This is a genomic window from Pseudomonas sp. W2Oct36 (genome assembly GCF_041060465.1).
GTDB lineage: Bacteria > Pseudomonadota > Gammaproteobacteria > Pseudomonadales > Pseudomonadaceae > Aquipseudomonas > Aquipseudomonas graminis_B.
Window position 1 is genome coordinate 1 of the sequence record NZ_JAUERW010000017.1, and the last position, 22,686, is coordinate 22,686.

18 protein-coding genes are annotated in these 22,686 nt (G+C 61.8%); 13 read left to right on the forward strand and 5 right to left on the reverse strand.

Translation table 11 applies throughout. The features are described from left to right. Window positions 1-834: 834 nt before the first annotated feature. Window positions 835-2,391, reverse strand: coding sequence for a nitric oxide reductase transcriptional regulator NorR (gene norR, locus QWI18_RS19665; RefSeq protein WP_369319645.1), 1,557 nt, complete (start codon window positions 2,389-2,391; stop codon window positions 835-837). 373 nt (window positions 2,392-2,764) lie between these two features. On the opposite strand from norR, the gene QWI18_RS19670 reads away from it, so the two are divergent. The 7 genes from QWI18_RS19670 (at window position 2,765) to QWI18_RS19700 (ending at window position 9,800) form a co-directional block, all read left to right on the forward strand. Further along, window positions 2,765-4,216, forward strand: coding sequence for a UbiA family prenyltransferase (locus QWI18_RS19670; RefSeq protein WP_369319646.1), 1,452 nt, complete (start codon window positions 2,765-2,767; stop codon window positions 4,214-4,216). After that, window positions 4,213-5,529, forward strand: coding sequence for an FAD-dependent oxidoreductase (locus tag QWI18_RS19675; protein WP_369319647.1), 1,317 nt, complete (start codon window positions 4,213-4,215; stop codon window positions 5,527-5,529). Before QWI18_RS19670 ends, QWI18_RS19675 begins: the two co-directional genes overlap by 4 nt. 8 nt (window positions 5,530-5,537) lie before the next feature. Beyond that, a complete protein-coding gene (locus QWI18_RS19680) occupies window positions 5,538-6,278 on the forward strand; it encodes an SDR family oxidoreductase (protein ID WP_065988738.1) in 741 nt (246 codons plus the stop codon). Continuing rightward, window positions 6,275-7,261, forward strand: coding sequence for a YbhN family protein (locus QWI18_RS19685; protein WP_369319648.1), 987 nt, complete (start codon window positions 6,275-6,277; stop codon window positions 7,259-7,261). Before QWI18_RS19680 ends, QWI18_RS19685 begins: the two co-directional genes overlap by 4 nt. Window positions 7,262-7,299: 38 nt before the next feature. Then, the gene (locus tag QWI18_RS19690) at window positions 7,300-8,784 is read left to right on the forward strand and encodes a DUF2723 domain-containing protein (RefSeq protein WP_369319649.1); all 1,485 of its coding nucleotides are present in this window, start codon (window positions 7,300-7,302) and stop codon (window positions 8,782-8,784) included. A gap of 78 nt (window positions 8,785-8,862) precedes the next feature. Further along, entirely contained in the window at window positions 8,863-9,177 is a 315-nt protein-coding gene (locus QWI18_RS19695) for a hypothetical protein (protein ID WP_065988487.1), read from the forward strand. Between the two features lie 356 nt (window positions 9,178-9,533). Further along, window positions 9,534-9,800 (forward strand): hypothetical protein, encoded by a 267-nt coding sequence (locus QWI18_RS19700; RefSeq protein WP_065988488.1) that lies wholly within the window; start codon window positions 9,534-9,536, stop codon window positions 9,798-9,800. A gap of 91 nt (window positions 9,801-9,891) precedes the next feature. Here the strand turns inward: QWI18_RS19700 and QWI18_RS19705 are convergent, their stop codons facing one another. Together QWI18_RS19705 and QWI18_RS19710 are read right to left on the reverse strand one after the other, a co-directional pair. Continuing rightward, window positions 9,892-10,653 (reverse strand): carbon-nitrogen hydrolase family protein, encoded by a 762-nt coding sequence (locus QWI18_RS19705; protein WP_369319650.1) that lies wholly within the window; start codon window positions 10,651-10,653, stop codon window positions 9,892-9,894. A 142-nt stretch (window positions 10,654-10,795) separates the two neighbouring features. After that, window positions 10,796-12,340, reverse strand: a complete 1,545-nt coding sequence (locus QWI18_RS19710; RefSeq protein ID WP_369319651.1) for an EAL domain-containing protein — start codon at window positions 12,338-12,340, stop codon at window positions 10,796-10,798. Window positions 12,341-12,562: 222 nt separating this feature from the next. Here QWI18_RS19710 and QWI18_RS19715 point away from each other — a divergent pair, with 222 nt between their 5' ends. Further along, window positions 12,563-12,955 carry a RidA family protein gene (locus tag QWI18_RS19715; protein WP_065988491.1) on the forward strand — a complete coding sequence of 131 codons (393 nt, stop codon included), beginning with the start codon at window positions 12,563-12,565 and terminating at the stop codon, window positions 12,953-12,955. A gap of 101 nt (window positions 12,956-13,056) precedes the next feature. On the opposite strand, the gene rlmKL is transcribed toward QWI18_RS19715, so the two are convergent. Continuing rightward, window positions 13,057-15,327 (reverse strand): bifunctional 23S rRNA (guanine(2069)-N(7))-methyltransferase RlmK/23S rRNA (guanine(2445)-N(2))-methyltransferase RlmL, encoded by a 2,271-nt coding sequence (gene rlmKL / locus QWI18_RS19720; RefSeq protein ID WP_369319652.1) that lies wholly within the window; start codon window positions 15,325-15,327, stop codon window positions 13,057-13,059. Between the two features lie 571 nt (window positions 15,328-15,898). Between rlmKL and QWI18_RS19725 the strand changes: the two genes are divergently transcribed. Then, on the forward strand, window positions 15,899-16,114 hold the full coding sequence (locus QWI18_RS19725) for a ribosome modulation factor (RefSeq protein ID WP_074887169.1): 216 nt from the start codon (window positions 15,899-15,901) through the stop codon (window positions 16,112-16,114). A gap of 140 nt (window positions 16,115-16,254) precedes the next feature. Here QWI18_RS19725 and QWI18_RS19730 read toward each other — a convergent pair whose 3' ends face one another. Beyond that, the gene (locus tag QWI18_RS19730; protein ID WP_296307238.1) at window positions 16,255-17,277 is read right to left on the reverse strand and encodes a quinone-dependent dihydroorotate dehydrogenase; all 1,023 of its coding nucleotides are present in this window, start codon (window positions 17,275-17,277) and stop codon (window positions 16,255-16,257) included. A 273-nt stretch (window positions 17,278-17,550) separates the two neighbouring features. On the opposite strand from QWI18_RS19730, the gene QWI18_RS19735 reads away from it, so the two are divergent. From QWI18_RS19735 to QWI18_RS19750, 4 genes are all read left to right on the forward strand, one after another. After that, entirely contained in the window at window positions 17,551-18,759 is a 1,209-nt protein-coding gene (locus tag QWI18_RS19735; protein ID WP_369319653.1) for a CmpA/NrtA family ABC transporter substrate-binding protein, read from the forward strand. 12 nt (window positions 18,760-18,771) lie between these two features. Further along, entirely contained in the window at window positions 18,772-19,347 is a 576-nt protein-coding gene (locus QWI18_RS19740; protein ID WP_037011032.1) for an ANTAR domain-containing response regulator, read from the forward strand. 294 nt (window positions 19,348-19,641) lie between these two features. Further along, entirely contained in the window at window positions 19,642-20,853 is a 1,212-nt protein-coding gene (locus QWI18_RS19745) for a nitrate/nitrite transporter (RefSeq protein ID WP_369319654.1), read from the forward strand. Between the two features lie 51 nt (window positions 20,854-20,904). Then, window positions 20,905-22,557 (forward strand): protein kinase, encoded by a 1,653-nt coding sequence (locus QWI18_RS19750; RefSeq protein WP_369319701.1) that lies wholly within the window; start codon window positions 20,905-20,907, stop codon window positions 22,555-22,557. The last annotated feature ends 129 nt before the right edge of the window (window positions 22,558-22,686 follow it).

The following is a 22,686-nucleotide window of genomic DNA, read 5'->3' on the forward strand; positions in this document are numbered from 1 at the left end:
GGCGGGGGGCAGCTCTCGCCGCATCCATGCGGCTCGGCCCACTCCGCGAGACCTGCGTTCAGCCTGCACCCAAGTCGCGATTGGCGGTGACCGGACTTTTTGCGTATGAAGATCAAAAGCAGATCACAAGCAGATCAAAGGCTTCCCGGCTGAAGCCGGTCCTACTAACAGCGCGCGGTGTGTCAGCCGATCGTTCCCCCGCTCCGCGTGGGAATGCATCCCGTGACGCTCTGCGTCACTTGCCCGGCCTAAATGTGCGTCGTCTGCGGGACGCAGAGCGTCCGGGGCGGCGTTACCACGCGGAGCGTGGGAACGATCAGAAATAGAACGCATTTTTTCTGTAGGAGCCGGCTTGCTGGCGAGCGCGGTGGGTCAGGTATGAAGACATCGACTGACAGAATACATTCGCCAGCAAGCCGGCTCCTACAGTGTGAGCTGGGTACAGTCAGTGGGACCGGCTTTAGCCGGGAAGCTTTTGATCTGCCTCTGCCTCTGCCTTTGATCTTGATCTTGATCTTGATCTTCAAACACAAGAAGTTCAGTCACCGCCAATCGCGACTTGGGTGCAGGCTGAACGCAGGTCTCGTGGAGTGGGCCGAGCCGCATGGATGCGGCGAGAGCGCCGTCAGGACATGGATGTCCGTTCGGCGCGGGCCCACGGAGCGGGACCGGAGTGAGGGAACCCTGACGAAGGAAGGGCCCAACCAGGAGCAAGCACCCTTGGCTGCTCTTTAAAACCGAGAGGGGGGTGCTTTTCCAAGTAACTCGCCGAAGGCGAAACAGTCTGCCCCCAGGCAGACGCTCTTGACCTGAAGTATCTTGATCTGAAAAAACCTACCGAATCCCCAATCGCCTGGCCAGCCGACTCAAATTCGCCCGATCAACGTCCAGCTCCCGCGCCACATCCGCCCATTTGCCCTGATGCCGCTCCAGCGCCTCGCCGATCAACCGCTTCTGAAACCCGTCCACCGCCCCCTTCAACCCCTCCCCCGGCCGAATCACCGCCGTGCCGACGGATACGTCCAACGAAGCAGGCGCAACCACCCGCACCTCCTCAAGCCCCAACACATCCGCCTCGATCGTCAAAATCCGCGGCCGCTCACTCTGCACCGACAGCGCCTTGAGCACCGCGCGGCTGATCAGATGCTCCAGCTCCCGCACGTTCCCCGGCCATGCATACGCCAACAGCGCCGCCTGCGCTTCCGGGCTCATGCGCAGACTGCGCAGCCCCATCCGCGCCCGGTTCTCCTCGAGGAAATACCCCGCCAGCAACAACACATCGCGCCCCCGTTCGCGCAACGGCGGCACCACCAACGGGTAAACGCTCAGGCGGTGATAGAGATCCGCACGGAAGCGCCCGGCGCGCACTTCTTCTGCCAGATCACGGTTGGTCGCGGCGATGATGCGCACGTCCACGCGATGCTCCTGATCGGACCCGACGCGCTGCAACTGGCCGCTCTGCAACACCCGCAGCAACTTCGACTGCACCGGCAGCGGCAGCTCGCCGACCTCGTCGAGGAACAACGAACCGCCATGGGCCAGCTCGAACTTGCCGCTGCGTCCGCTGACCGCTCCGGAGAACGCGCCTTTCACATGGCCGAACAGCTCGCTCTCCACCAACAGTTCGGGCAGCGCGGCGCAGTTAAGGCTGATCAGTGGCCTCGCCGCCCGCGGCGACTGAAGGTGAATGGCCTCCGCGACCAACTCCTTGCCGACGCCGGTTTCGCCCGTGATCAACACCGTCAGCGGGCTGTTGCCCACCAATTGGATTTCCTGCTGCAAACGCTTGTGCACCGGGCTCTGCCCGATCAGCTCCCGAGGCCCGCGTCCGCCTGCGGCACGTTTGTACACCTCGGCCAACCGGCGCTGATCCTCAAAGCCACGGGCCAGTTGGCTGATCCGTTCGCTGGCCATCACCGTTGCCGCCGCCAGGCTGGCAAACGCCTGGAGATTGCCCAGATCGGCCTGGCCAAAGCGTGCAGGATCCAGGGAATCCAGGGTCATCACCCCCCACAGCGTGTTCTGCACGTACAGTGGACAACCGAGGCAATCGTGCACTTCCAGGTCGCCGTGCACGCCTTCAACCAGCCCGTCGTAAGGGTCCGGCAGATCGCAGTCGGTGGAGAAGCGGGTCGGTTCGCGGTTTTGCAGAATGATGTCCAGCCGCGGGTGCTCCCCCAGTCGGAACCGTCGCCCCAGGGTGTCCGGACTCAGTCCCTCGACCGACAAAGGCACCAGCGCCTCATCCTCCAGCTTGAGCAACGCCACGGCGTCACACGGGAACAGCTGGCGCAGTGACCGCAGCAGGCGTCGGTAGCGCTCATCGTCCGGCAGGTCCCGGGACAGGTCGGCGACCAGCGGAGTGAGCGCCAGCAGCAAAGGATGGGTCATGAGAACTCCCGGCAACGGCATGGGAAGGGGGCAGTGGCGAGTCATTATGACTGCGATGCCAGTCGAAACGACAGCGCCGTCGCCAACGCAGCTCCCGCCGGTCTGCAGGAAGCACGCTACACACACATAGCCGTGAATCGCCGTATTAAACACGGCACTAAACCGTCATTGCCGAGAAGTCATTAGTTGGTCGCCAATTCTCCGGCAGCGCTTGTGTAATAAATGAAAAACTGCCGCGCTCACTTTTATCAAAAACTCGCTACTTAATTCTGACGCCACCTCGCCGACGTCACGCGCGGGCCCCTTTAATTTAAATGAAGTTGTGAACATCCGATTTTGTTTATAGTCAGCCGACCCCACAGGAGCACTCACTATGGCCAGAATTCAGGGACGAGTTCTTGAAACTTACCCTCCCTTGGTAGTTGATCTCGACGGCACGTTATTGCGCTCGGATTTGCTCATGGAGACGGCCATGGCGTTCATTCGCGGCCAGCCGCTGAAAACCCTGAAAATGCTGGGCTGGCTGTTCAAAGGCAAAGCCGCGCTGAAAGAAGGCCTGGCGCTGAGCACCGAAATAGACGTCTCCGTGCTGCCTTACGATCCGCAGATCATCGAAATGATCCAGCGCGAACGAGACACCGGCCGCATGGTGGTACTGGCCACGGCGAGTCATGTAAGCCTCGCCGAGCGAATCGCCGAACACTTGCAGTTATTCGATCTGGTGCTGGCGTCCAATACCCACCGCAACTTGTCCGGCCACAACAAACGTGACCTGTTAGTTGCGCACTTCGGCGAGGGCGGATTCGATTACATCGGCAACTCGAAAGATGACTTGCCCATATGGGATGTGTCCCGTCAGGCCTATGTTGTCAATCCCGACAGAGGCGTGGAAGCCCAAGTAAAAGCACAAGTCAGCGTCGAGCCGACTATCCGCAGCAACTCGCCGGGCCTGCGGGACTGGCGCAAGGCCCTGCGCTTGCACCAGTGGTTGAAAAACGCGCTGATCTTCGTGCCGCTATTGGCGTCCCATCGCCTGGCGCAGTTCGAGTTGATGCGCGACGGCGTCATCGCGTTCCTTTGTTTCGGCCTGTGCGCTTCCAGCGTCTACATCCTCAATGACCTGCTGGACCTGTGCGACGACCGCCATCACAAAAGCAAATGCAACCGACCGTTCGCCAGTGGCCGCCTGTCGATCAAGACCGGGCTGGTGATGGTGCCGGCGCTGCTGGCGATGGCCTTCGGCGCCGCGATGCTGCTGTTGCCGTGGCAGTTTTCAGCGGTGATGGCCGCCTACTACTGCCTGACCCTGACCTACTCGCTGAGACTCAAACGCCTGATGGCCTGGGACGTGATCGCCCTGGCGATGCTCTACACCGCGCGAATTATCGCCGGCGTCGCGGCGTTCAGCCTCACTCTGACGTTCTGGATCCTCGCGTTCTCGATGTTCATTTTCCTCAGCCTGGCCATGGTCAAGCGTTACGCCGAGCTGCGCGATGCCCGCGCCCGGGAGATCAACACGTTGGCGAGGGGTCGCGGTTACCACCCCGGCGACCTGGACATGATCGCCTCACTGGGAGCGTCGTCGGGTTACCTCGCGGTGATGGTCCTGGCGCTGTACATCCAGGACGCGAAAACCACTGAGCTGTACGTCACCCCGCACATCATCTGGCTGGCCTGCCCGCTGCTGCTGTTCTGGGTGACGCGGGTGTGGATGCTGACCCATCGCGGGCAGATGAACGAAGACCCGGTGGTGTTCGCCATCCGCGACCGCACCAGTCAGCTGATCGGCGCGGCGTTTCTGATGATGTTCTGGATCGCCGCATGAGCACGCCGTTGTATTCCTGGGGACGTTTCCCCCGTCGTCCGCAACGCGGTCATGGCTGTGTGTGGCTCGACGAATTGCCTGCGCAGATGGACCGCGTGATCGGCGCCCACCGCAGCAGCCTGCCCTACGGCAACGGCCGCAGTTACGGCGACAGTTGCCTGGCGGCCAGCGATGAGGTGCTGCACATGCGCTCGCTGGACCGGCTGATCGAAGCCGATTGGAGCACCGGCGTGATCAAGGCCGAGGCTGGCATCACCCTGGCCGAAGTGCTGGCCGTGGCCATCCCCCAAGGCTGGTTTTTGCCAGTGACGCCCGGGACTCAGTTCGCCACCCTCGGCGGCGCCATCGCCAATGACGTTCACGGCAAAAACCATCATGTGCGCGGCACCTTTGGCCGCCACCTGCTGAGCTTCGGCCTGTTGCGCCACGGCGAGCCGGAGGTGATCTGCTCGCCTGAAGATCATCCAGCCCTGTTCGCCGCGAGCATCGGCGGGCTCGGCCTGACCGGGGTCATTCACTGGGCGCAGATCCAGTTGATGCCGATCCGCGCCAGCCAGATCGACACCACCACGGTGCGCTTCGCCAATCTGGCCGAGTTTTTTGCGCTGTCGGCCGAGCTGGACGCGCGTCATGAGTACAGCGTTGCCTGGGTCGACTGCCTGGCCAAGGGCGCCGAGACCGGACGCGGGGTGTTCATCGTCGGCGATCACGCGCAGTACGGCTCCCTCGACGTCGGTCAGCGCAAAAAGCTCAGCGTGCCGCTGACGCCGCCGGTGTCGCTGATCAACAAAGTGTCCCTAAGCGCCTTCAACACCCTGTACTGGCGTCTGCACCCCAGCCAGCGCAAGCAGGGTCGCAGCGCCTACGAACCGTTCTTCTACCCCCTCGACCGGATCCTGCACTGGAACCGGATTTATGGCCGCCGGGGGTTTCAGCAATACCAGTGCGTCGTGCCTGCGGCGAATGCCGAAGCGGCCATGGGCGAACTGCTGCGCACCATTGCCGACGCCGGCCAGGGGTCGTTCCTTGCCGTGCTCAAGCGCTGTGGCGATATAGCCTCGCCGGGGCTGCTGTCGTTCCCCCTGGAAGGCACCTCCCTGGCGCTGGATTTTGCCCAGAGCGAGGCGCTGGAGAACGTGTTGTTCCCGCGTCTGGACGACATTGTTCGCGCCGCTGGCGGGCGCTTGTACCCGGCCAAGGACGCCCACATGAGCGGTGCCGATTTCCGGCGGGCCTACCCCGCCTGGGAGCAGTTGGAAGCGCTGCGCGATCCCTCTTTGATGTCCCGTTTCTGGAGCCGTGTGATCCTATGAAAACTGCAGTGAAGAAAGTCCTGATCATCGGCGCCACCTCCGCCATCGCCAGCGCGTGCGCACGGTTGTGGGCCACGGAAGGCAGCGATTTTTTCCTGGTGGCGCGCAACGTCGAGAAGCTGCAGCAGACCGCCGCCGACCTCAAGGCGCGCGGAGCGACCCACGTCACGCTGCACGAGATGGACGCCAACGACATCGAGGCGCATCCGCTGATGATGGGCCGCTGTCTGACTGCGCTGGGACAGATCGACATCGCCCTGATCGCCCACGGCACGCTGCCCGATCAGAAGGCCTGTGAGCGCGACGTGCACCTGGCGCTAAAGGAATTCGCCAACAACTGCACCTCGGTGATCGCCCTGCTCACGGTGCTGGCGATGCAGTTCGAAACCCAGCGCTGCGGCAGTCTGGCGATCATTTCTTCGGTAGCGGCTGACCGGGGTCGCCCTTCCAATTACCTCTACGGCAGCGCCAAGGCGGCGGTGTCGACCTACTGCGAAGGCTTGCAGGCGCGGCTGTTCAAAGTCGGCGTGCACGTCACCACCATCAAACCGGGCTTTGTCGACACGCCGATGACCCAGGGGCTGTCGTTGCCGGCGGCCCTGCTGGCACAACCGGCGCAGGTCGCCCAGCGCATCGTCAAAGGCATCGCCAACAAGGTGCCGACGCTCTACGCACCGGGTTTCTGGGCGCTGATCATGCTGGTCATTCGTTCGATCCCGCAGCCGGTGTTCAAGAGGCTGAACCTGTGAGCGAAGCGGTGCCCGAGACTTCGCACCTGTCCGGCTGGCGCTACCGCGCGGTGGTGCTGTCGGTGGTCGGCTCGGCGTTGGGCTATCTCGGTTTTTCGCTGTGGGGCGGCTGGCAGGCAGTGGGCGCTGCGGTGAGCGAGGTCGGGCTGGTGGGCATTGTCATCGCGCTGCTCATGTCATCGGTCAACTACGGCCTGCGCTTTGTGCGTTGGCAGACCTACCTGAAAGTGCTCGGCCATCCCATGCCGTGGCGGCCGAGCCTGAACATTTATCTGGCCGGCTTTGCCCTGACCACCACGCCGGGCAAGGCCGGAGAAGCGTTGCGCGGCGTGCTGCTGAAACGCTGGGGCGTGCCCTACCCGCAGAGTTTCGCGGCGTTTTTCAGCGAGCGGCTGTCGGACCTGTTCGCGGTGGTCTTGCTGACCCTGTTCGGCCTGTCGCTGTACCCCCAGGCGTGGCCGATGATCGTGGTCGGCGTGGCGCTGGTGGCGGTCGGGCTGGTGGTGCTGTCGCAACGTCGCCTGCTTGAGCGGATCACCGACATGGTGCCTGTGGGTGGCGGCAAGGTGCTCGGGCTGCTGCGTCATCTGCTGCAAGTGCTGGTGCATGCGCAGCAATGCCATCGCCTGCGCCTGATGCTCGGGCTGACCGCATTGAGCGTGGTCGCCTGGAGCGCCGAAGCCCTGGCGTTCGACTGGATTCTGAAATGGATGGGCGCGGATATCCCGGTGACGTTCGCGGTGTTTGTCTACGCCCTGGCAATGCTGGCCGGCGCAGTGAGTTTCATGCCTGGTGGACTGGGCGGCGCGGAGGCGGTGATGGTTGGCCTGCTGGTCTGGAAAGGCATGGACAGCGCCGACGCCGTGGCCGCCACCGTGCTGATTCGTCTGGCCACGCTGTGGTTCGCCGTGGCCATCGGCGCGGTGATGCTGATCAGGCTCAAAAGCGAGGCTGCAACGCCTCAGGCTCAACCGGTTCAATAACGCTTTTCGACGGGATTAAAGGGACAGGAGTGCAAGTCATGGTGGCAGCAGTACGTTATCGAGCGTTATTCGGCATTCCCCTGTTGCTGGCGGTGGCCGCCGTGGTCTGGAGCTTTCTGGCCTCCAGCGGCCCGATTCAATGGATGGACAACGGCATCTTCATCGCCGACGCCTCGGAGGGTCGCTATTTCAGCGACACCCTCGGCCCGCTGGATCACCCGTTGTACCTGTTCGTGACCACGGCGCTGTTCGCTCACTTCGGCCCGCTGGTGCTGAGTTTCATGAACTCGATGCTGTTGATCCCGCTGGGCTGGGCGATCTTTCGTCTGGCCAGAGGCGTCGGCGCGACGTCGCAGCAGGCCTTGCTGGCGATTGCCGCGGCGGTGTTGTGCCATTGCGTGTTCTGGGTCTCGACCAAAGCCGAGGTTTATCTGCTGCACACGCTGCTGGTAACCCTGGCCTACATGGTGCATTTTCGCGATAAATCGCGCTTGGGCCTGCTCACCGCGCTGTTCGTCATCGGCATCCTCACCGGCCTCGCCGCCGCCATTCACCAACTGACGTTCATCGTGCTGTTCCCGCTCTACGTGCAGCTGGTCTGGCAGCACAGGGCGCGGGTGCTGTTGACGATCCCGGGGTTTGTGCTGGGCTTTGCGGTGGCGATCCCCGGTATTTTGCAGGAGCTGCAAAACGGCTTGAGCCTGATCGACATCGGCCACCGTTACCTGATTGGGATCCCCGACAAAACCACGGAACAGAGCTGGCAGGGTTCGCTGTTTCGCTTCGACGACATGTGGCACGAGAAGAATTCGGTGGTGCTGCTGATGCTGTCCCTGTTCGGCCCGCAACTGGTGGCGCTGGTGCTGTTCCCGAAAAGCCGGCGGCTGCGGCTGCTGTGGTGCGCGGCGGTGCTGAACTTCCTCTTCGCAGTGTCATACAACGTCACCGACCGCTTCACGTTTTTTCTGCCGGGCGCGGTGCTGTTGAGCATCATCGGCGTGATCCATGTGCAGGCGTGGCTGGCGCGGCACAATGCCGCCGTTGTCGCCTATGCCCTGCCCCTCAGCGGCCCGGTGACCCTGCTGGCGGTGTACGCGATTTACGCCAGCGGTGTCGTTGCGCTGCCCACCCACAAGGAAGCGCTGCCCTTCCGTGACGATATCCATTACTTCATGGCGCCATACCTGCGCGATCGTTCGGCGGAGGCGTTCGTGCACAGTTACGAACAATCAGCTCCCCTAGGCGCGCTGATTGTTGCGGACTGGACGCCCAACGGCGCATTGCGTTCGGCGCAAGCCAGCGGCCTGCTCAAAGGACGAACCGTGGCGCTATGCGAAGGCGCACAAAACATCGAGTCGTACTTGAATGGCCCGGGTGCCTTCCTGGCGCGGACCAGTTACTGCTCGAGCATCTCGGATCGCTTTGATCTGCAGACGTTGGCGGTGGGGTACGAATTGCGCGCGAAAAAAGCGGACGGGCAAAGCAGCCCAAACGTGCTCGTGAATCCACTGAGAGGCGGATGACCGTCCGTCGGATCGAATGCACCTCTTGCGTTGGCGGGTTGACCAATAGGTATCCATGACAACAAAGGGATTCACATCATGATCAAGACTAAATTGACTGCCCTGACACTCGCTGGCCTGATGGCTGTTGCTACTGGCTCCGCGTTCGCTGGTTCCACCGGCCCAACCGATCCGATCGACAAGAACGGTCCGAAGCCAAGCACTTCTACCAGCGGTCAAAACAACGACGGCAGCTCCCCGGGCACGTCGACCCCTGGCACCAAAGGCATGGGCAGCACCAACGGCACCAACCGTGGTGACGCTGACGGCGGCGGCATGACCAATGGCAGCGGCATGGGCGGCAGCGGCGGCGGTACCGGTGGTGGCGCGAGCGGTTCCAGCGGCAGCAAGTAAATCGCTGTGCTGACCGTGTGCCTCTGAGCGAGCTTAGCGCCGAGGCAGCACTGAATACGATGAAGGGCCGAATAAGATTCGGCCCTTTTTTCGTTTCTCGTTCCCGGAAAAGGCCGACCTCCTCACGCCACTGCCCAAATGTCATCAAGGGTGGACCACCCGGCCTCTTCCCGGCTGAAGCCGGTCCTACGATGGAATTGCGGCATTGCGCAGGACTGCTTTAGCCGGGAAAGCGTCTGACTTTTCATTGCAAAACCCGGGGAGAAACACGGGCCTAAATTTTCCGCCGTCGCTGTCGATACGCTATTTGTAGAGCCCCAATAGCGGGTTGGACCCGATCAGTGAAAGGCAAAAGCATGTACACAAACATTTTTCTGCTGGTAGAGCATGGCCGCGATCAAGGTGAAGTATCTGTTTTGGGCTGGTTCGATGACGAACGCGCCGCGCAGGACACCGCCGAGGCCATGGAGTGGAAAGCGTATCGCGACGAAGCCAAACGTCATCATCAATGGTCGAGCCAGCCGTTGCTGCCGCCGGACCAGACGGCCCATCGACGGTTCTGGGTCAAAGGCATCTCCAAATTCAGCCACACCCCGGCGCCCCGTTCGTGGGCGGTGCATTGATCCCTGTTGAGCAGAAACTCAGCGCAGCGGGCACCGCCGAGGTGCCCTGCTACTTGTAATTGCCCGACGCTGGCTCGTCAGCAGAACTGATTCAAGACAGAGTCGGTCGCTCGACAACCTCGCCCTCCCACACGCCTTCATGCCGACGGGCAATCACCAGGCAGTCGCCCGTACCCGTCGCGCTTACCACCCGCTCACCTCCGGGTGACCAAAATGCGCTGCGTCCCGCGCAGGCCCAGCCTCCCGACGGCCCGCCATGGTTGGCCATCAACACGCCCATCGAATGCGCACAGGCATAGCTCTGCAGCAATTCAGCGTCTCGCGCATAGCCTTCTTCGCTGATCAAGACGCTGCTGGCGTACAGACTGGCGCCAACTTGCGCCGCTGCCTGGGCGTGGCCGGCGTGGGTAAAATCCGCACAGACCGACAGCGCAATGCGCTCGGCGCCGATATCCACCAGCGCACCGCCCTCCCCGCCACTGAAAACCGCCTCTTCTCCCGGATGAAGATGCTGCTTGGTGTAGACCGACTGCGATCCATCGGCGGCCATCACCAGTGCGCCAATCAGGATGATTTCGCTGCCGGGTTGACGCAGTGGCAGCCCCACCACGGTGGTCATCCCTGACTGCGACGCGAGCTCACGCAGCGGTTGCAAACACTCGGCGTCAGGTGTCTGAGCGAGTTCGCGCGCGAGGAACGGCTCGTAGCCGGTCAAGGACAACTCGGGGAACAGCAGAAACTGAACGCCATGTTCGACCGCGCGGCGCATGGTGTGAAGATGCCGGTCGATGTTGATGTTGATGTCACCGGCGACCGAGCAGTATTGAGCAGCACATATCACGAGGTTTGTCATAGGAACTCGTTTTTTTCAGACAGCGAGGCAGTGACGAATGCTTCGATCAACTGACGTTGCGGCGGCGGCAAGTGGTCAGGCACGCGCAGTGTATTCTTCACGCTGCCCAGCTCCTCGACCCGTCTGACATCGCGGAGACTCCCTAGCGGTTTTTCTGGGTATTAACAAAGTTTAGAAAATCCTGAGAGGGCAATGCTTTCGAATATAACCAGCCCTGGGCGTAATCCACCTTATACAGTCGCAGGTAATCTGCCTGATGGGGGCTCTCGATGCCCTCGGCAACAATTTCCAGACCCAGCGTTTTAGCCATGGCAATAATATGCGTCACCACCGAACTGGACGCTGAAGATTTATCGATGGCGTCCACGAAGGATTTATCAATCTTGAGCACATTGACAGGAAGGCGCTCAAGATATTGCAAACTGGAGTAGCCCGTACCAAAGTCATCGATTGCAATCTTGAAGCCCAGCGCCCGCGCTTTTTTTAGTGTCGTAACGGCCGATTCAACATCGATGAAGCCTCGCTCAGTGGCCTCTATCCATATTTGACTGTTGTTAATCATCGAGCCTTTCAACGCTTGATGAAGCGTGTCAAGAAAACGCCCGGATTTTAGATCATCTGCACAGATGTTGATGGCCACATGAAGACGGCGGTTATCTCGTAGAAGGTGCGCCATGTCTCTGACGACGCCCTGGATGACCTGGTCAGTGATGGGCAAAATCAGCCCTGTTTCTTCAGCCAGCGGAATGAACTGATCAGGGGCCACAACCGTGCCGTCTGGTCTCAGCCACCGAACCAACGCCTCGGCCCCAGTACATTCCTCAGTTTCAAGATCAATGATCGGTTGATAGTGAACAGTGAACTCCCGCTGGGCGATTGCGATCTGCATCTCGGCCATCGGCGAGAGTCTGACTCGCATGATCCGGATGACTGACAATACGACAATCAAGCCGATCCCCAGGCCTATGGGCAGCATCCAGGCCAACTCGCTATAAAAGCTGGTGTCGACGCTTTTTATCGGCTCAGCCACGAGGGAGGACCAGTCGGCTTGAGTGGAAACAGCATAGAGATAGTCTTTACTCTTGCGATCTCGGTTTGATAAGAGTTGGGAAATCGTCTTCTCATCCGCTCCCTGGGAAATATTCACCAATTGGCCTTGGTAGAAAACACCGAGTTGCATTCGATCATCCAGAATGATGTCGCTGAGCCTTCCTGCATTTATAAGGACGCGGTAGGCGCCACGATGCATGATCGTGATCGGCTGGATCCCCTGGTCACTCGGGATCAGGCGAACATTGATTTTATAGCCTCTCGCATCGGTATAAGTCGACGTCGTCGATTCAGACAGTATCGACGTGCCCCCCCATGATGTGCAGGCAAGCGACCCTCGCTCGAGATAATCAATTTCTTCGACCGCACGGGTGTTCACGGTCGCTTTTCGCATTAACGAAATATGCTCTGGAGAACACGGCACCCCAGCCCAGTTCTCCATCTGCGCTATAACATTGAGCCCTTGTTGCAATGACAAGCTAATGTTTTTAAGCGCTCGCTCGGAGTAAGTCGCCAAATGAGTCCTTTCTTTGGCCAGCGCCCTTTCCCAGGAAATGTAAGCCATCGTGATCATAGGAAGAACTGCCCCTATCAGCCCTGACAGGGTGGCTATGATGATGACTCTGGATTTACGCATTCCCTTGCCTCAAAAAATGGACTCATCCTGTACTGATGCTCATTACCTCTCGTTCAGAGTGTGATTTATCCGGAACGACCGAGCAAGAAGGCGCGGAACGTTTTCACCCCTAAGACATTCTGTACACCCCATCGCCGCTCGAAAACCCAAAGGCCACTCACTGGACGGACGTCCGGCACCTGAGATAGCGTGCGGCTCCGACCGACTTCCAGGCAGCCTCCCATGACCGACCGTCAACTCATCGTCCCGGATGAAATGCGCCTGCTCGCCGAACGCGCAGGCTATGCCCCTGCCGTCAAGGTCGGCAAAACCCTCTACTGTGCCGGCCAGGTCGGTCGAACCCATGAGCTGGCCGTGATCGAAGACCCGGAGCAGCAATTCCTGGCAGCGTGGGAAAACCTGCGGCGTGTATTGGCCGCTGGGGGATGCACCTTCGAGGACGTCGTCGATCTGACCACCTACCACATCGATCTGCACCGCCATATGCCCGTATTCAGGGCGGTCAAGGACAGCGTCTTCCCTCGGGGCACCTGTGCATGGACATGCCTGGGCGTCAGCGACCTCGCAAAGCCTGGCCTGCTGGTGGAAATCAAATGCGTCGCGGTGCAGCGCTGATCATGAAGGGGGTGCCTTGCGCGGGACACGCAAGGCGAAAGGACTCGTATAACGCAGGCTGACCCGCCGGGTATTCCGACACGTCAGCCTGGCGATTTGCCTCAACGCGCGGTGATTTTCCAGGCGCGGTGGATTTTGCCGTTGCGTGCAAAGTCCGGGTCGACCGTGTGCTGGGTGATTTCTTCCACCGCATAACGCTCCACCAGCGTCTCTTCGAGCTGGAATTTGCGGAAGTTGTTGGAGAAATACAGCACGCCGCCCGGCGCCAGGCGCGCCATCGCCAGGTCGATCAGTTGCACCTGATCGCGCTGCACGTCGAACACGCCTTCCATGCGCTTGGAGTTGGAGAAGGTCGGCGGGTCGATGAAGATCAGGTCGTACTCATCGCGACTGGCCTCCAGCCACCCCATCACGTCGCCCTGCTCCAGACGGTTCTTGTCCGAGAAACCGTTCAGCGACAGGTTGCGACGCGCCCAGTCCAGATAGGTTTTCGACAGGTCGACGCTGGTGGTGCTGCGCGCCCCGCCCTTGGCCGCGTGCACGCTGGCGGTCGCGGTGTAGCAGTACAGGTTGAGGAAACGCTTGCCCGCCGCTTCGCGCTGAATGCGCATGCGCATCGGCCGGTGATCGAGGAACAGGCCGGTGTCCAGGTAATCGGTGAGGTTGACCAGGAGCTTCACGCCGCCTTCGTTGACCTCATTGAATTTGCCCTGGGCGCTCTGGCGTTCGTACTGCTTGGTGCCACTCTGCCGTTCGCGGCGCTTGACTACCACGCGGCTCTTGTCGATGCCGAGCGCCTGGGGAATGGCCGCCAGGGCGTCGAACATGCGGATCGAAGCCTTTTCCGGGTCGATGGACTTCGGCGCGACGTATTCCTGAACGTGGACCCAGTCGTGGTACAGGTCGATGGCCATGGCGTACTCGGGCATGTCTGCATCGTAGACGCGGTAGCAATCGACGCCTTCGCGCTTGACCCACTTGCTCAGCGCCTTGACGTTCTTCTGCAAGCGATTGGCGAACATCTGCCCGCCCTCGCTCAGGCGCGGTTGCTCGATGACCGGCGCAGGGGCCGGCGTCGGCTTGATCGGGTTGCCATTCTTGTTGTACTGGCGCTCTTGGGGTTCGTCCGGCGCCTGATCGTAAGCGGCTTGCTCACGCTCGGCCTGACGCTGCTCCGGGGTGCGACGCTCGCCGGTGACGAACTGATCCGGCAGCACTTTGATCAACAACAGCTTGCACGGCAGTGCGCCGTTCCAGAACGCGTATTGCTTGTGGCTGCGAATGCCCATGCGCTTGCCCAGATCGGGCGCGCCGGTGAACACCGCCGCTTCCCAGTTCAGGCAGGCCTGACGCAGACGCTCGCCGAGGTTCTGATAGAGGTACAACAGGCTCGCCTCGTCGCCAAGACGCTCGCCGTACGGCGGGTTGCAGATCACCAGACCGGTCTGGTTCTGGTCGGGACGCGGCTCAAACGTCGCCACTTCGCCCTGGTAGATCTTGATCCACTCGCTCAGGCCGGCGCGCTCGACGTTGTTGCGGCCTGGCTGAATCAGGCGCGGATCGGCTTCGTAGCCACGGATCCACAGCGGCGGCTTGGCCAGGCCCGCTTGCGCACGTGCCTGCGCTTCGTCATGCAGCTTGCGCCAGATCGCCGGCACGTGACCCAGCCACGCCGAGAAACCCCAGCGCTCGCGCTTGAGGTTGGGCGCGATGTCGGCGGCAATCATCGCCGCTTCGACCAGGAACGTACCCACGCCGCACATCGGGTCAGCCAGTGCGCCGCCTTCAGCGGCAATGCGCGGCCAGCCCGAACGGATCAGGATCGCGGCGGCGAGGTTTTCCTTGAGCGGCGCGGCGCCCTGCTGCAGACGATAGCCGCGCTGGTGCAGGCTGTGGCCGGACAGATCCAGGGACAGAATCGCTTCGCCCCGGTCCAGACGCAGGTGCACGCGCAGATCCGGGTTGAGCTTGTCGACCGACGGGCGTACGCCGTCTGCCGTGCGCAGGCGGTCTACGATGCCGTCCTTGACCTTCAAAGCACCAAAATGGGTGTTGTCGATGCCCGAACCGTGACCGCTGAACTCCACGGCCAGCGTGCCTTCCGCTTCCAGATGGTCAGCCCACTCGATGTCGTGCACGCCGTGGTAGAGGTCCTCGGCGTCCTTCATCGGGAAACGCTTGAGCACCAGCAGCACCCGGTTGGCAAGCCGCGACCACAGGCACAGCCGGTAGGCAGTTTCCATGTCGGCGGTGCCGCGGATGGCGGAAGTGTGTTCGCGGGTTTCCTCGAGACCGAGGGCGGTGGCTTCCTCGGCCAGCAAGCCTTCGAGGCCTTTTGGGCAGGTGAGGAAAAGTTCGTAACGGTCCGACATGAGTATTCCAGAGCCTAAGGCTATAGCGGCCGGACAACGCATTGTCCGGCCCGATTCCAACAGACGCCTTTCAAGGAGGACGCCTGCGCGGCACACAGTTTGTGCCTGTCCCTCGCACCGATACATTTCGAGTGCGACGGTCCGCCAGCACTTGAGCGCCGACGTTTTGATCCTAAAAAAACACTATTCAGCACGACGGCGGCTGCAATAAAAAGTCACATCGCTGACCCTTCGTCGTTTTTCCTCTGACCGTAAACCGCCAGTACTCTCAATTGCGAAACACTTGCACTGCGCCGTGAAAGCCCCGTTTAAAAGGGGCCCCCGCAAAAACCACTGGTCAAACGAGTGATTGCTTATGGTCGTAATGCCTGAATGGTTACGTTCTTATGACAAAACGATCATTCACAGCGCATCTTTCATTGGTTAGAAATCACTCAAGGTCATCGCCGCAACGGCGGTGGCATCAAGCCCGCGACGCCGGCAGCGGGCCGCTAACGGCAGAAGATTTTCTGCCGGACCTCAACCTGAGGTCTCCAGGGACATTACAGTCAACAAACGAGGGCAATACCCTATGAGAAGACTTAAGCGTGATCCGATGGAAAGAGCATTTTCGCGCGGATATCAATATGGCGTATCCGGTAAATCCCGTGAGCTTTGCCCATTTACTCTACCGTCAGTGCGTCAAGCCTGGATCAATGGCTGGCGAGAAGGACGCGGCGACAACTGGGACGGTATGACCGGCACTGCGGGCATTCACAGACTCAACGAACTTCACGCGGTCGGCTGACGCAACCCTCACGTTACAGCCTGACCTAGAGCTTTTTCGACATTCTTGATCGCTTCACCATTACCACGCACGCCCCACCCGGGCGGCGGGCCAAGGCCCAAGAGGGGTTCCAGTCGGAACCCCTCTTTTCGTCTGGATGATCAGCGGGACATCGACGCGATCGCGTCCACCGACTGGCGAATCAACGCCGGTCCCTTGTAGATAAAGCCTGAATAAATCTGCACCAGACTCGCCCCTGCCGCGATCTTATCGGCCGCGTGCCTGCCTTCGGTAATGCCGCCGGCGGCAATGATCGGCAAGCGCCCGCCCAGCTCACCGGCCAGCACCTTGACGATGTGCGTGCTCTGCTCGCGCACCGGCGCGCCCGACAGGCCGCCTGCCTCGTCGCCGTGGGGCAACCCTTCGACGCCCTGACGGCTGAGGGTGGTGTTGGTCGCGATCACCGCGTCCATGCCCGACTCCAGCAGCGCGCCGGCAACCAGCACGGTCTCTTCGTCGCTCATGTCCGGGGCAATCTTGATGGCGAGCGGCACGCGTTTGCCGTGGATCAGCGTCAGCGCTTCCTGACGCACCCGCAGGGCTTCGAGCAGTTGCTTGAGCGAATCGCCGAACTGCAGGCTGCGCAGGCCCGGCGTGTTGGGCGAGCTGACGTTGACGGTGACGTAACTGGCGTGGGCGTACACTTTGTCCAGGCAGATGAGGTAATCATCCACGGCGCGCTCCACCGGCGTATCGGCGTTCTTGCCGATGTTGATGCCCAGTACGCCGTTGTACTGCGCGGCCTGCACCCGGCTGACCAGATTGTCGACGCCCAGGTTGTTGAAGCCCATGCGGTTGATGATGGCTTCGGCGTGGGGCAGACGGAAAATGCGCGGCTTCGGGTTGCCCGGTTGCGGGCGCGGCGTGACAGTGCCTACCTCGACGAAACCGAAGCCCAGCTGCGAGAAGCCGTCGATGGCCGCGCCGTTCTTGTCCAGCCCCGCCGCCAATCCGACCGGGTTGGGGAAGCGCAGGCCCATGACGGTCACCGGCAGCTGCATCGGCGCCTTGTTGAACAGGCCGTTGAGCCCCAGACGCCCGCCCGCTCCGATCAGGTCGATGGACAGATCGTGGGAAGCTTCGGGGGAGAGTTTGAACAGTAACTGGCGGGCCAGGTTATACATGGGCGGGGGCGGCTCGATTGCGGCTGGGATCAGCGGCGGATTATAAACGCCGGTGCAGGCGAAGCGCGAGGCATGTCGCGAACTTTGCTGACTGACCTGTTCGCCGCTGGCATATCGCTTGCTTTAAGTCCTGCATCGACTCGATCCAATGGCGGAGCGAGACACAGGACAATGACGTCGCTGTCGCCCCGGTTTCAAGGGGGCGAGGCGGCGTTTTTTTTGGACGACCGGCAGCGTTGAAAGGCGCGTCGGCCTCCACGCGGAATGGCACTCATGAATGACACGCTCACCCCCTCGCTGGCCTGGGTAAACGGCAGCGATGCACCGGAGCTGGCCAGCGTCGACCTCGGCTTCATGGCGCTCACCGACAGCGCCTCGCTCATCGTCGCCGCGACCCAGGGCTTCGCCCAGCCCTATGGCCTGCACATCAATTTGCACCGGCAGTCATCGTGGGCCAACCTGCGCGACAAACTGGTCAGCGGCGAACTGCACGCGGCCCACAGCCTTTACGGCCTGGTCTACGCCGTGCAACTCGGACTGGCCGGGCCGGCAAAGAACATGGCGGTGCTGATGGGGCTGAACCAGAACGGTCAGAGCATCAACCTGTCGAGGGCGCTGCAGGACGCAGGCGTGACCACTCCTGATGCACTCGATCGACGCACGCACCAAAGCGACCCAAAACTCACGTTCGCCCAAACCTTCCCCACCGGCAACCACGCCCTGTGGCTGTATTACTGGCTCGCGAGCCAAGGCATTCACCCACTGCGCGACGTCGACAGCGTGGTGGTGCCGCCGCCGCAGATGGTCGAGCACCTGCAGGCCGGTCGCATCGACGGCTTTTGTGTCGGCGAGCCGTGGGGTGCCAGCGCCGTTCAGCAGAACCTGGGCTTCACCCTGGCGACGTCCCAGGCCATCTGGCCGGATCACCCGGAAAAGGTGCTGGGGTGCAGCCTGGAATTCGTCGAGCAATACCCGAACACGGCGCGCGCGCTGGTGATGGCCGTGCTTGAAGCCAGTCGCTTCATTGAAGAAAGCGCTGACAACCGCCGAAGCACCGCGCAGTTGCTCGGCGCCCCCGAGTACGTCAATGCACCCGTCGGCGCTATCGAATCGCGGCTACTGGGCGAGTACGACGACGGGCTCGGCAACCGGTGGCACGACCACCATGCCATCCGCTTCCATGATGAAGGCCGGGTCAACATGCCGTGGCTGTCTGACGGCATGTGGTTCATGACCCAGTTTCGCCGCTGGGGCTTGCTGCGCGAAGACCCGGATTACCTCGGCGTCGCCCGCAGCGTCCAACAGCTCGGCCTGTACCGCGAGGCCGCCGAGGCACTGGGCATCGCCGTACCGTCCTCGCCCATGCGCAGCAGCCAGCTGATCGACGGCAAGATGTGGGACGGCAGCGACCCGGCGCGTTATGCCCGCAGCTTCAAGCTGCACGCGCTGGCCGATGCCGCCCTCGTTCATGCCGATCGCTGAGGAGACGCCACCATGCTGCGAATCCTGCTGATCAACGACACCCCCAAAAAAGTCGGTCGCCTGAAAGCGGCGCTGACTGAAGCCGGTTTCGAGGTCATCGATGAATCCGGGCTGATCATCGACCTCCCCGCACGGGTTCAGGCCGTGCGACCGGACGTGATCCTCATCGACACCGAATCACCGGGGCGTGATGTGCTGGAGCAAGTGGTGCTGGTGACCCGGGATCTGCCGCGCCCGATCGTGATGTTCACCGACGAGCACGACCCCGGCGTGATGCGCCAGGCGATCAAGTCCGGGGTCAGCGCCTACATCGTCGAAGGCATTCACGCGCAACGCCTGCAGCCGATTCTGGACGTCGCCATGGCCCGCTTTGAAAGCGATCAGGACCTGCGCGCGCAACTGCACGCCCGCGATCAGCAATTGGCCGAACGCAAGCGCATCGAGACGGCGAAAGGCCTGTTGATGAAGATGAAGCAGTGCAACGAGGAAGAGGCCTACACCCTGATGCGACGCCAGGCCATGAGCCGGCAGCAGAAACTGATTCAGGTGGCGGAGCAGATCATTGCCATGAGCGAACTGTTGGGCTGAGCCCTCCCATGTCCGAACCGCGCGCGCTGATTTCATTCAGCCTGCATACCGGCGCACCTTTGGCCCATGTATTGCTAGTCACACCTCACAGGTAGCCAACGGCGGTTGCCCACTCACGACAAAGACGTCGCACCCCTTCGCGCAAGCGCACAGGGCTGCGGCGTTTTTTCGTTTTTGCCTTGAACACGTCGAGGCGGGTGGAGTGCCGGTCTGGTGCTTCGCCTGCATGACCTGACCCGTAGCGGTGCGAGCAACACCTCCACCGAACACGAATCCCTGCAGATGAGGTGTTAGATGAACACGAGTTTCTGGAAAGCCGGCCACAAACCGACATTGTTCGCAGCGTTTTTGTATTTCGACCTGAGCTTCATGGTCTGGTACCTGCTTGGCCCGATGGCCGTGCAGATTGCCGCCGATCTGCACCTGACCACCCAGCAACGCGGCCTGATGGTTGCCACGCCGATTCTCGCGGGTGCCGTGCTGCGCTTCATCATGGGCATGCTGGCCGATCAGTTGTCGCCGAAAACCGCCGGAATCATCGGCCAGGTGATCGTCATCGCCGCGCTGCTCTGCGCCTGGCAACTGGGCATTCACAGCTATGAGCAGGCGCTGCTGCTCGGTGTGTTCCTCGGGATGGCGGGCGCATCGTTCGCCGTGGCGCTGCCGCTGGCCTCGCAGTGGTATCCGCCGCAGCATCAGGGCAAAGCGATGGGCATTGCCGGCGCCGGCAACTCCGGTACCGTGTTCGCGGCACTGATCGCACCGGTGCTCGCCGCCAGCTTCGGCTGGAACAACGTGTTCGGCTTTGCCGTGGCGCCGCTGCTGCTGACCCTGATCGCGTTCTCGCTGATGGCAAAAAACGCTCCGGAACGTCCGAAAGCCAAATCCATGGCGGAATATTTCAAAGCCCTGGGCGACCGCGACAGCTGGTGGTTCATGTTCTTCTACAGCGTGACTTTTGGCGGCTTCATCGGCCTGGCCAGTGCCCTGCCCGGCTATTTCAACGATCAATACGGCCTGAGCCCGGTGACCGCGGGTTACTACACCGCCGCCTGCGTCTTCGGCGGCAGCATGATGCGCCCACTGGGCGGCGCACTCGCCGATCGCTTTGGCGGCATTCGAACGCTGTCCGGCATGTACGCCGTCGCGGCGATCTGCATCGCCGCCGTCGGTTTCAACCTGCCCAGCTCGTGGGCAGCGCTGGCACTCTTCGTCGCGGCCATGCTCGGCCTTGGTGCCGGCAACGGCGCGGTGTTCCAGCTCGTGCCGCAACGCTTTCGCAAAGAGATCGGCGTCATGACCGGCCTGATCGGCATGGCCGGCGGCATCGGTGGCTTCCTGCTCGCCGCCGGGCTCGGCGCCATCAAGCAGAACACCGGCGAGTACCAACTGGGCCTGTGGCTGTTTGCATTCCTGGGTGTGCTCGCCTGGTTCGGCCTGATGAACGTCAAGCGTCGCTGGAGAACCACCTGGGGTTCGGCCGCTGTCACCGCTGCCCGCGTTTAGACCGTGAGCGTCAATCAGCCGCTGACGCCGGTCGCGCCCACCACGAGCGGCTTGCAGCTGCGCGTTGCCGAATTCAGCGCGACCGGGCCGCGGGCGGAGAATCAGGACGCCATTCGCGTGGTGACTCCTGCTCCGACGCTGGCGGCCAGCAAGGGTTACCTGTTCGCCCTCGCCGACGGCGTCAGTCAATGTGCCGACGGCGGACTGGCGTCCCGGGCCACGCTGCAGGCGCTGGCCATGGATTACTACGCAACCCCGGAAACCTGGAGCATCGCCCAGGCCCTCGACCGCCTGCTGCTGGCGCACAATCGCTGGCTGCTGGCCAACGGCTTATTGACCACGCTGAGTGCGCTGGTCCTGCGCGGGCGTCGCTTCACCCTCGCCCATGTCGGCGACTGTCGCGTGTACCGCTGGCACACAGGGCAGCTCCAGCGCATCAGCCAGGACCACGTCTGGGAACAGCCGGACATGCAACACGTGCTGAAACGCGCGCTGGGTCTGGATCAATACGTGGTCATGGATTACCTCGACGGCGAACTGCGCCAGGGCGAGCGCTTGCTGCTGGTGAGCGACGGCGTGTGGGCAACGTTGGGCGATGGACGAATCGCCTCGATTCTCAACGAACAGGCCGATCTGGATACGACAGTCCGAACGCTGATCAACGCCGCTCATCTGTCTGGCAGCGCCGATAACGCGAGCGCGTTGCTGATTCAGGTCGATCAGTTGGGCTCCGACAGCCTGGGCGAAACGCTGCTGCAACTTCAGCAATGGCCTGTCCCGCCCCTTCTCAAGGCAGGCCAGACGTTTGAAGGTTGGCAAGTCGAGACACGTTTGACCGACTCGCGACAGTCCCTTGTGTATCGCGTACGCGACAGCCAGCAGCAACATTGGTTATTGAAGACGCTGCCGCCTTCTCGCTTTGACGAGGCCGGCGCGGCGGAGGCTTTGCTGCTGGAGGAGTGGTTCTTGCGTCGCGTCGCGGGTCGCTTCTTTCCAGCCCTGCACCCCCTCGGCCAGCGCCAGCATCTGTACTACGTGATGCGTGAGTACTCCGGCCAGACCCTGGCTGAAATCTTCGATCAGGAAGGGCCAATGGCGCTGTCGCCGTGGCTGAGTCTGGCCCGGGAACTGATCGCTGCCGTGGGTCTGCTGCACCGGCGCAACATCATCCATCGAGACATCAAGCCTGAGAATCTGCTGCGCGAGCTGGCGGGAGGTTTACGCATTCTGGATTTCGGGCTCGCCCACAGCCCGGGCCTGTCAGTGGATCAAAGCGGCGATGTACCCGGCACCCCCAGCTTTATGGCCCCTGAAGCCTTCGACGGCGCAGAGCCAAGCCCAGACTTTGATCTGTATGCCGCCAGCGTCACGCTGTACTTCCTGCTGACCGGCCACTACCCCTACGGCGAGATCGAACCCTTTCAGCGCCGCCGCTTCGGTAATCCGCTGCCCGTCAGCCGTTACCGACCGGATGTCCCGGAGTGGCTGGATCAGCATCTGCAGCGCGCCCTGCAAGCTGATCCGCAGAAGCGCTTCGAGACCGCAGAGCACTGGCTCGTGCACTTTCAACAGGGAGAGCTTTCGCCGCTGAATACACGTACGACACCACTGCTGGAGCGTGAGCCCCTCAAGGTCTGGCGCGCAGTGGCCTTGTTGTCGCTGCTGATCAATCTGGTTTTGTGGGTGTTGCTGATCAAACGCTAGTGCGGACTTAGTCGTTTAAGTGGATCCGCTTAGAGGGATCCATTGTGACCCTGGTCTCTTTGCTTAGACGGCCGGACAGCGAATCAGGGGGACTGCGGGGTTAAATCGCAGGCAAAGAAAAACCCGGCC

Excerpts from the sequence above, each read along its gene's own strand:
- norR (WP_369319645.1), bottom strand. The coding sequence starts at position 2,391 with ATGACCCATCCTTTGCTGCTGGCGCTCACTCCGCTGGTCGCCGACCTG.
- QWI18_RS19670 (WP_369319646.1), top strand. The coding sequence starts at position 2,765 with ATGGCCAGAATTCAGGGACGAGTTCTTGAAACTTACCCTCCCTTGGTA.
- QWI18_RS19675 (WP_369319647.1), top strand. The coding sequence starts at position 4,213 with ATGAGCACGCCGTTGTATTCCTGGGGACGTTTCCCCCGTCGTCCGCAA.
- QWI18_RS19690 (WP_369319649.1), top strand. The coding sequence starts at position 7,300 with ATGGTGGCAGCAGTACGTTATCGAGCGTTATTCGGCATTCCCCTGTTG.
- QWI18_RS19695 (WP_065988487.1), top strand. The coding sequence starts at position 8,863 with ATGATCAAGACTAAATTGACTGCCCTGACACTCGCTGGCCTGATGGCT.
- QWI18_RS19700 (WP_065988488.1), top strand. The coding sequence starts at position 9,534 with ATGTACACAAACATTTTTCTGCTGGTAGAGCATGGCCGCGATCAAGGT.
- QWI18_RS19705 (WP_369319650.1), bottom strand. The coding sequence starts at position 10,653 with ATGACAAACCTCGTGATATGTGCTGCTCAATACTGCTCGGTCGCCGGT.
- QWI18_RS19710 (WP_369319651.1), bottom strand. The coding sequence starts at position 12,340 with ATGCGTAAATCCAGAGTCATCATCATAGCCACCCTGTCAGGGCTGATA.
- QWI18_RS19715 (WP_065988491.1), top strand. The coding sequence starts at position 12,563 with ATGACCGACCGTCAACTCATCGTCCCGGATGAAATGCGCCTGCTCGCC.
- rlmKL (WP_369319652.1), bottom strand. The coding sequence starts at position 15,327 with ATGTCGGACCGTTACGAACTTTTCCTCACCTGCCCAAAAGGCCTCGAA.
- QWI18_RS19725 (WP_074887169.1), top strand. The coding sequence starts at position 15,899 with ATGAGAAGACTTAAGCGTGATCCGATGGAAAGAGCATTTTCGCGCGGA.
- QWI18_RS19730 (WP_296307238.1), bottom strand. The coding sequence starts at position 17,277 with ATGTATAACCTGGCCCGCCAGTTACTGTTCAAACTCTCCCCCGAAGCT.
- QWI18_RS19735 (WP_369319653.1), top strand. The coding sequence starts at position 17,551 with ATGAATGACACGCTCACCCCCTCGCTGGCCTGGGTAAACGGCAGCGAT.
- QWI18_RS19740 (WP_037011032.1), top strand. The coding sequence starts at position 18,772 with ATGCTGCGAATCCTGCTGATCAACGACACCCCCAAAAAAGTCGGTCGC.
- QWI18_RS19745 (WP_369319654.1), top strand. The coding sequence starts at position 19,642 with ATGAACACGAGTTTCTGGAAAGCCGGCCACAAACCGACATTGTTCGCA.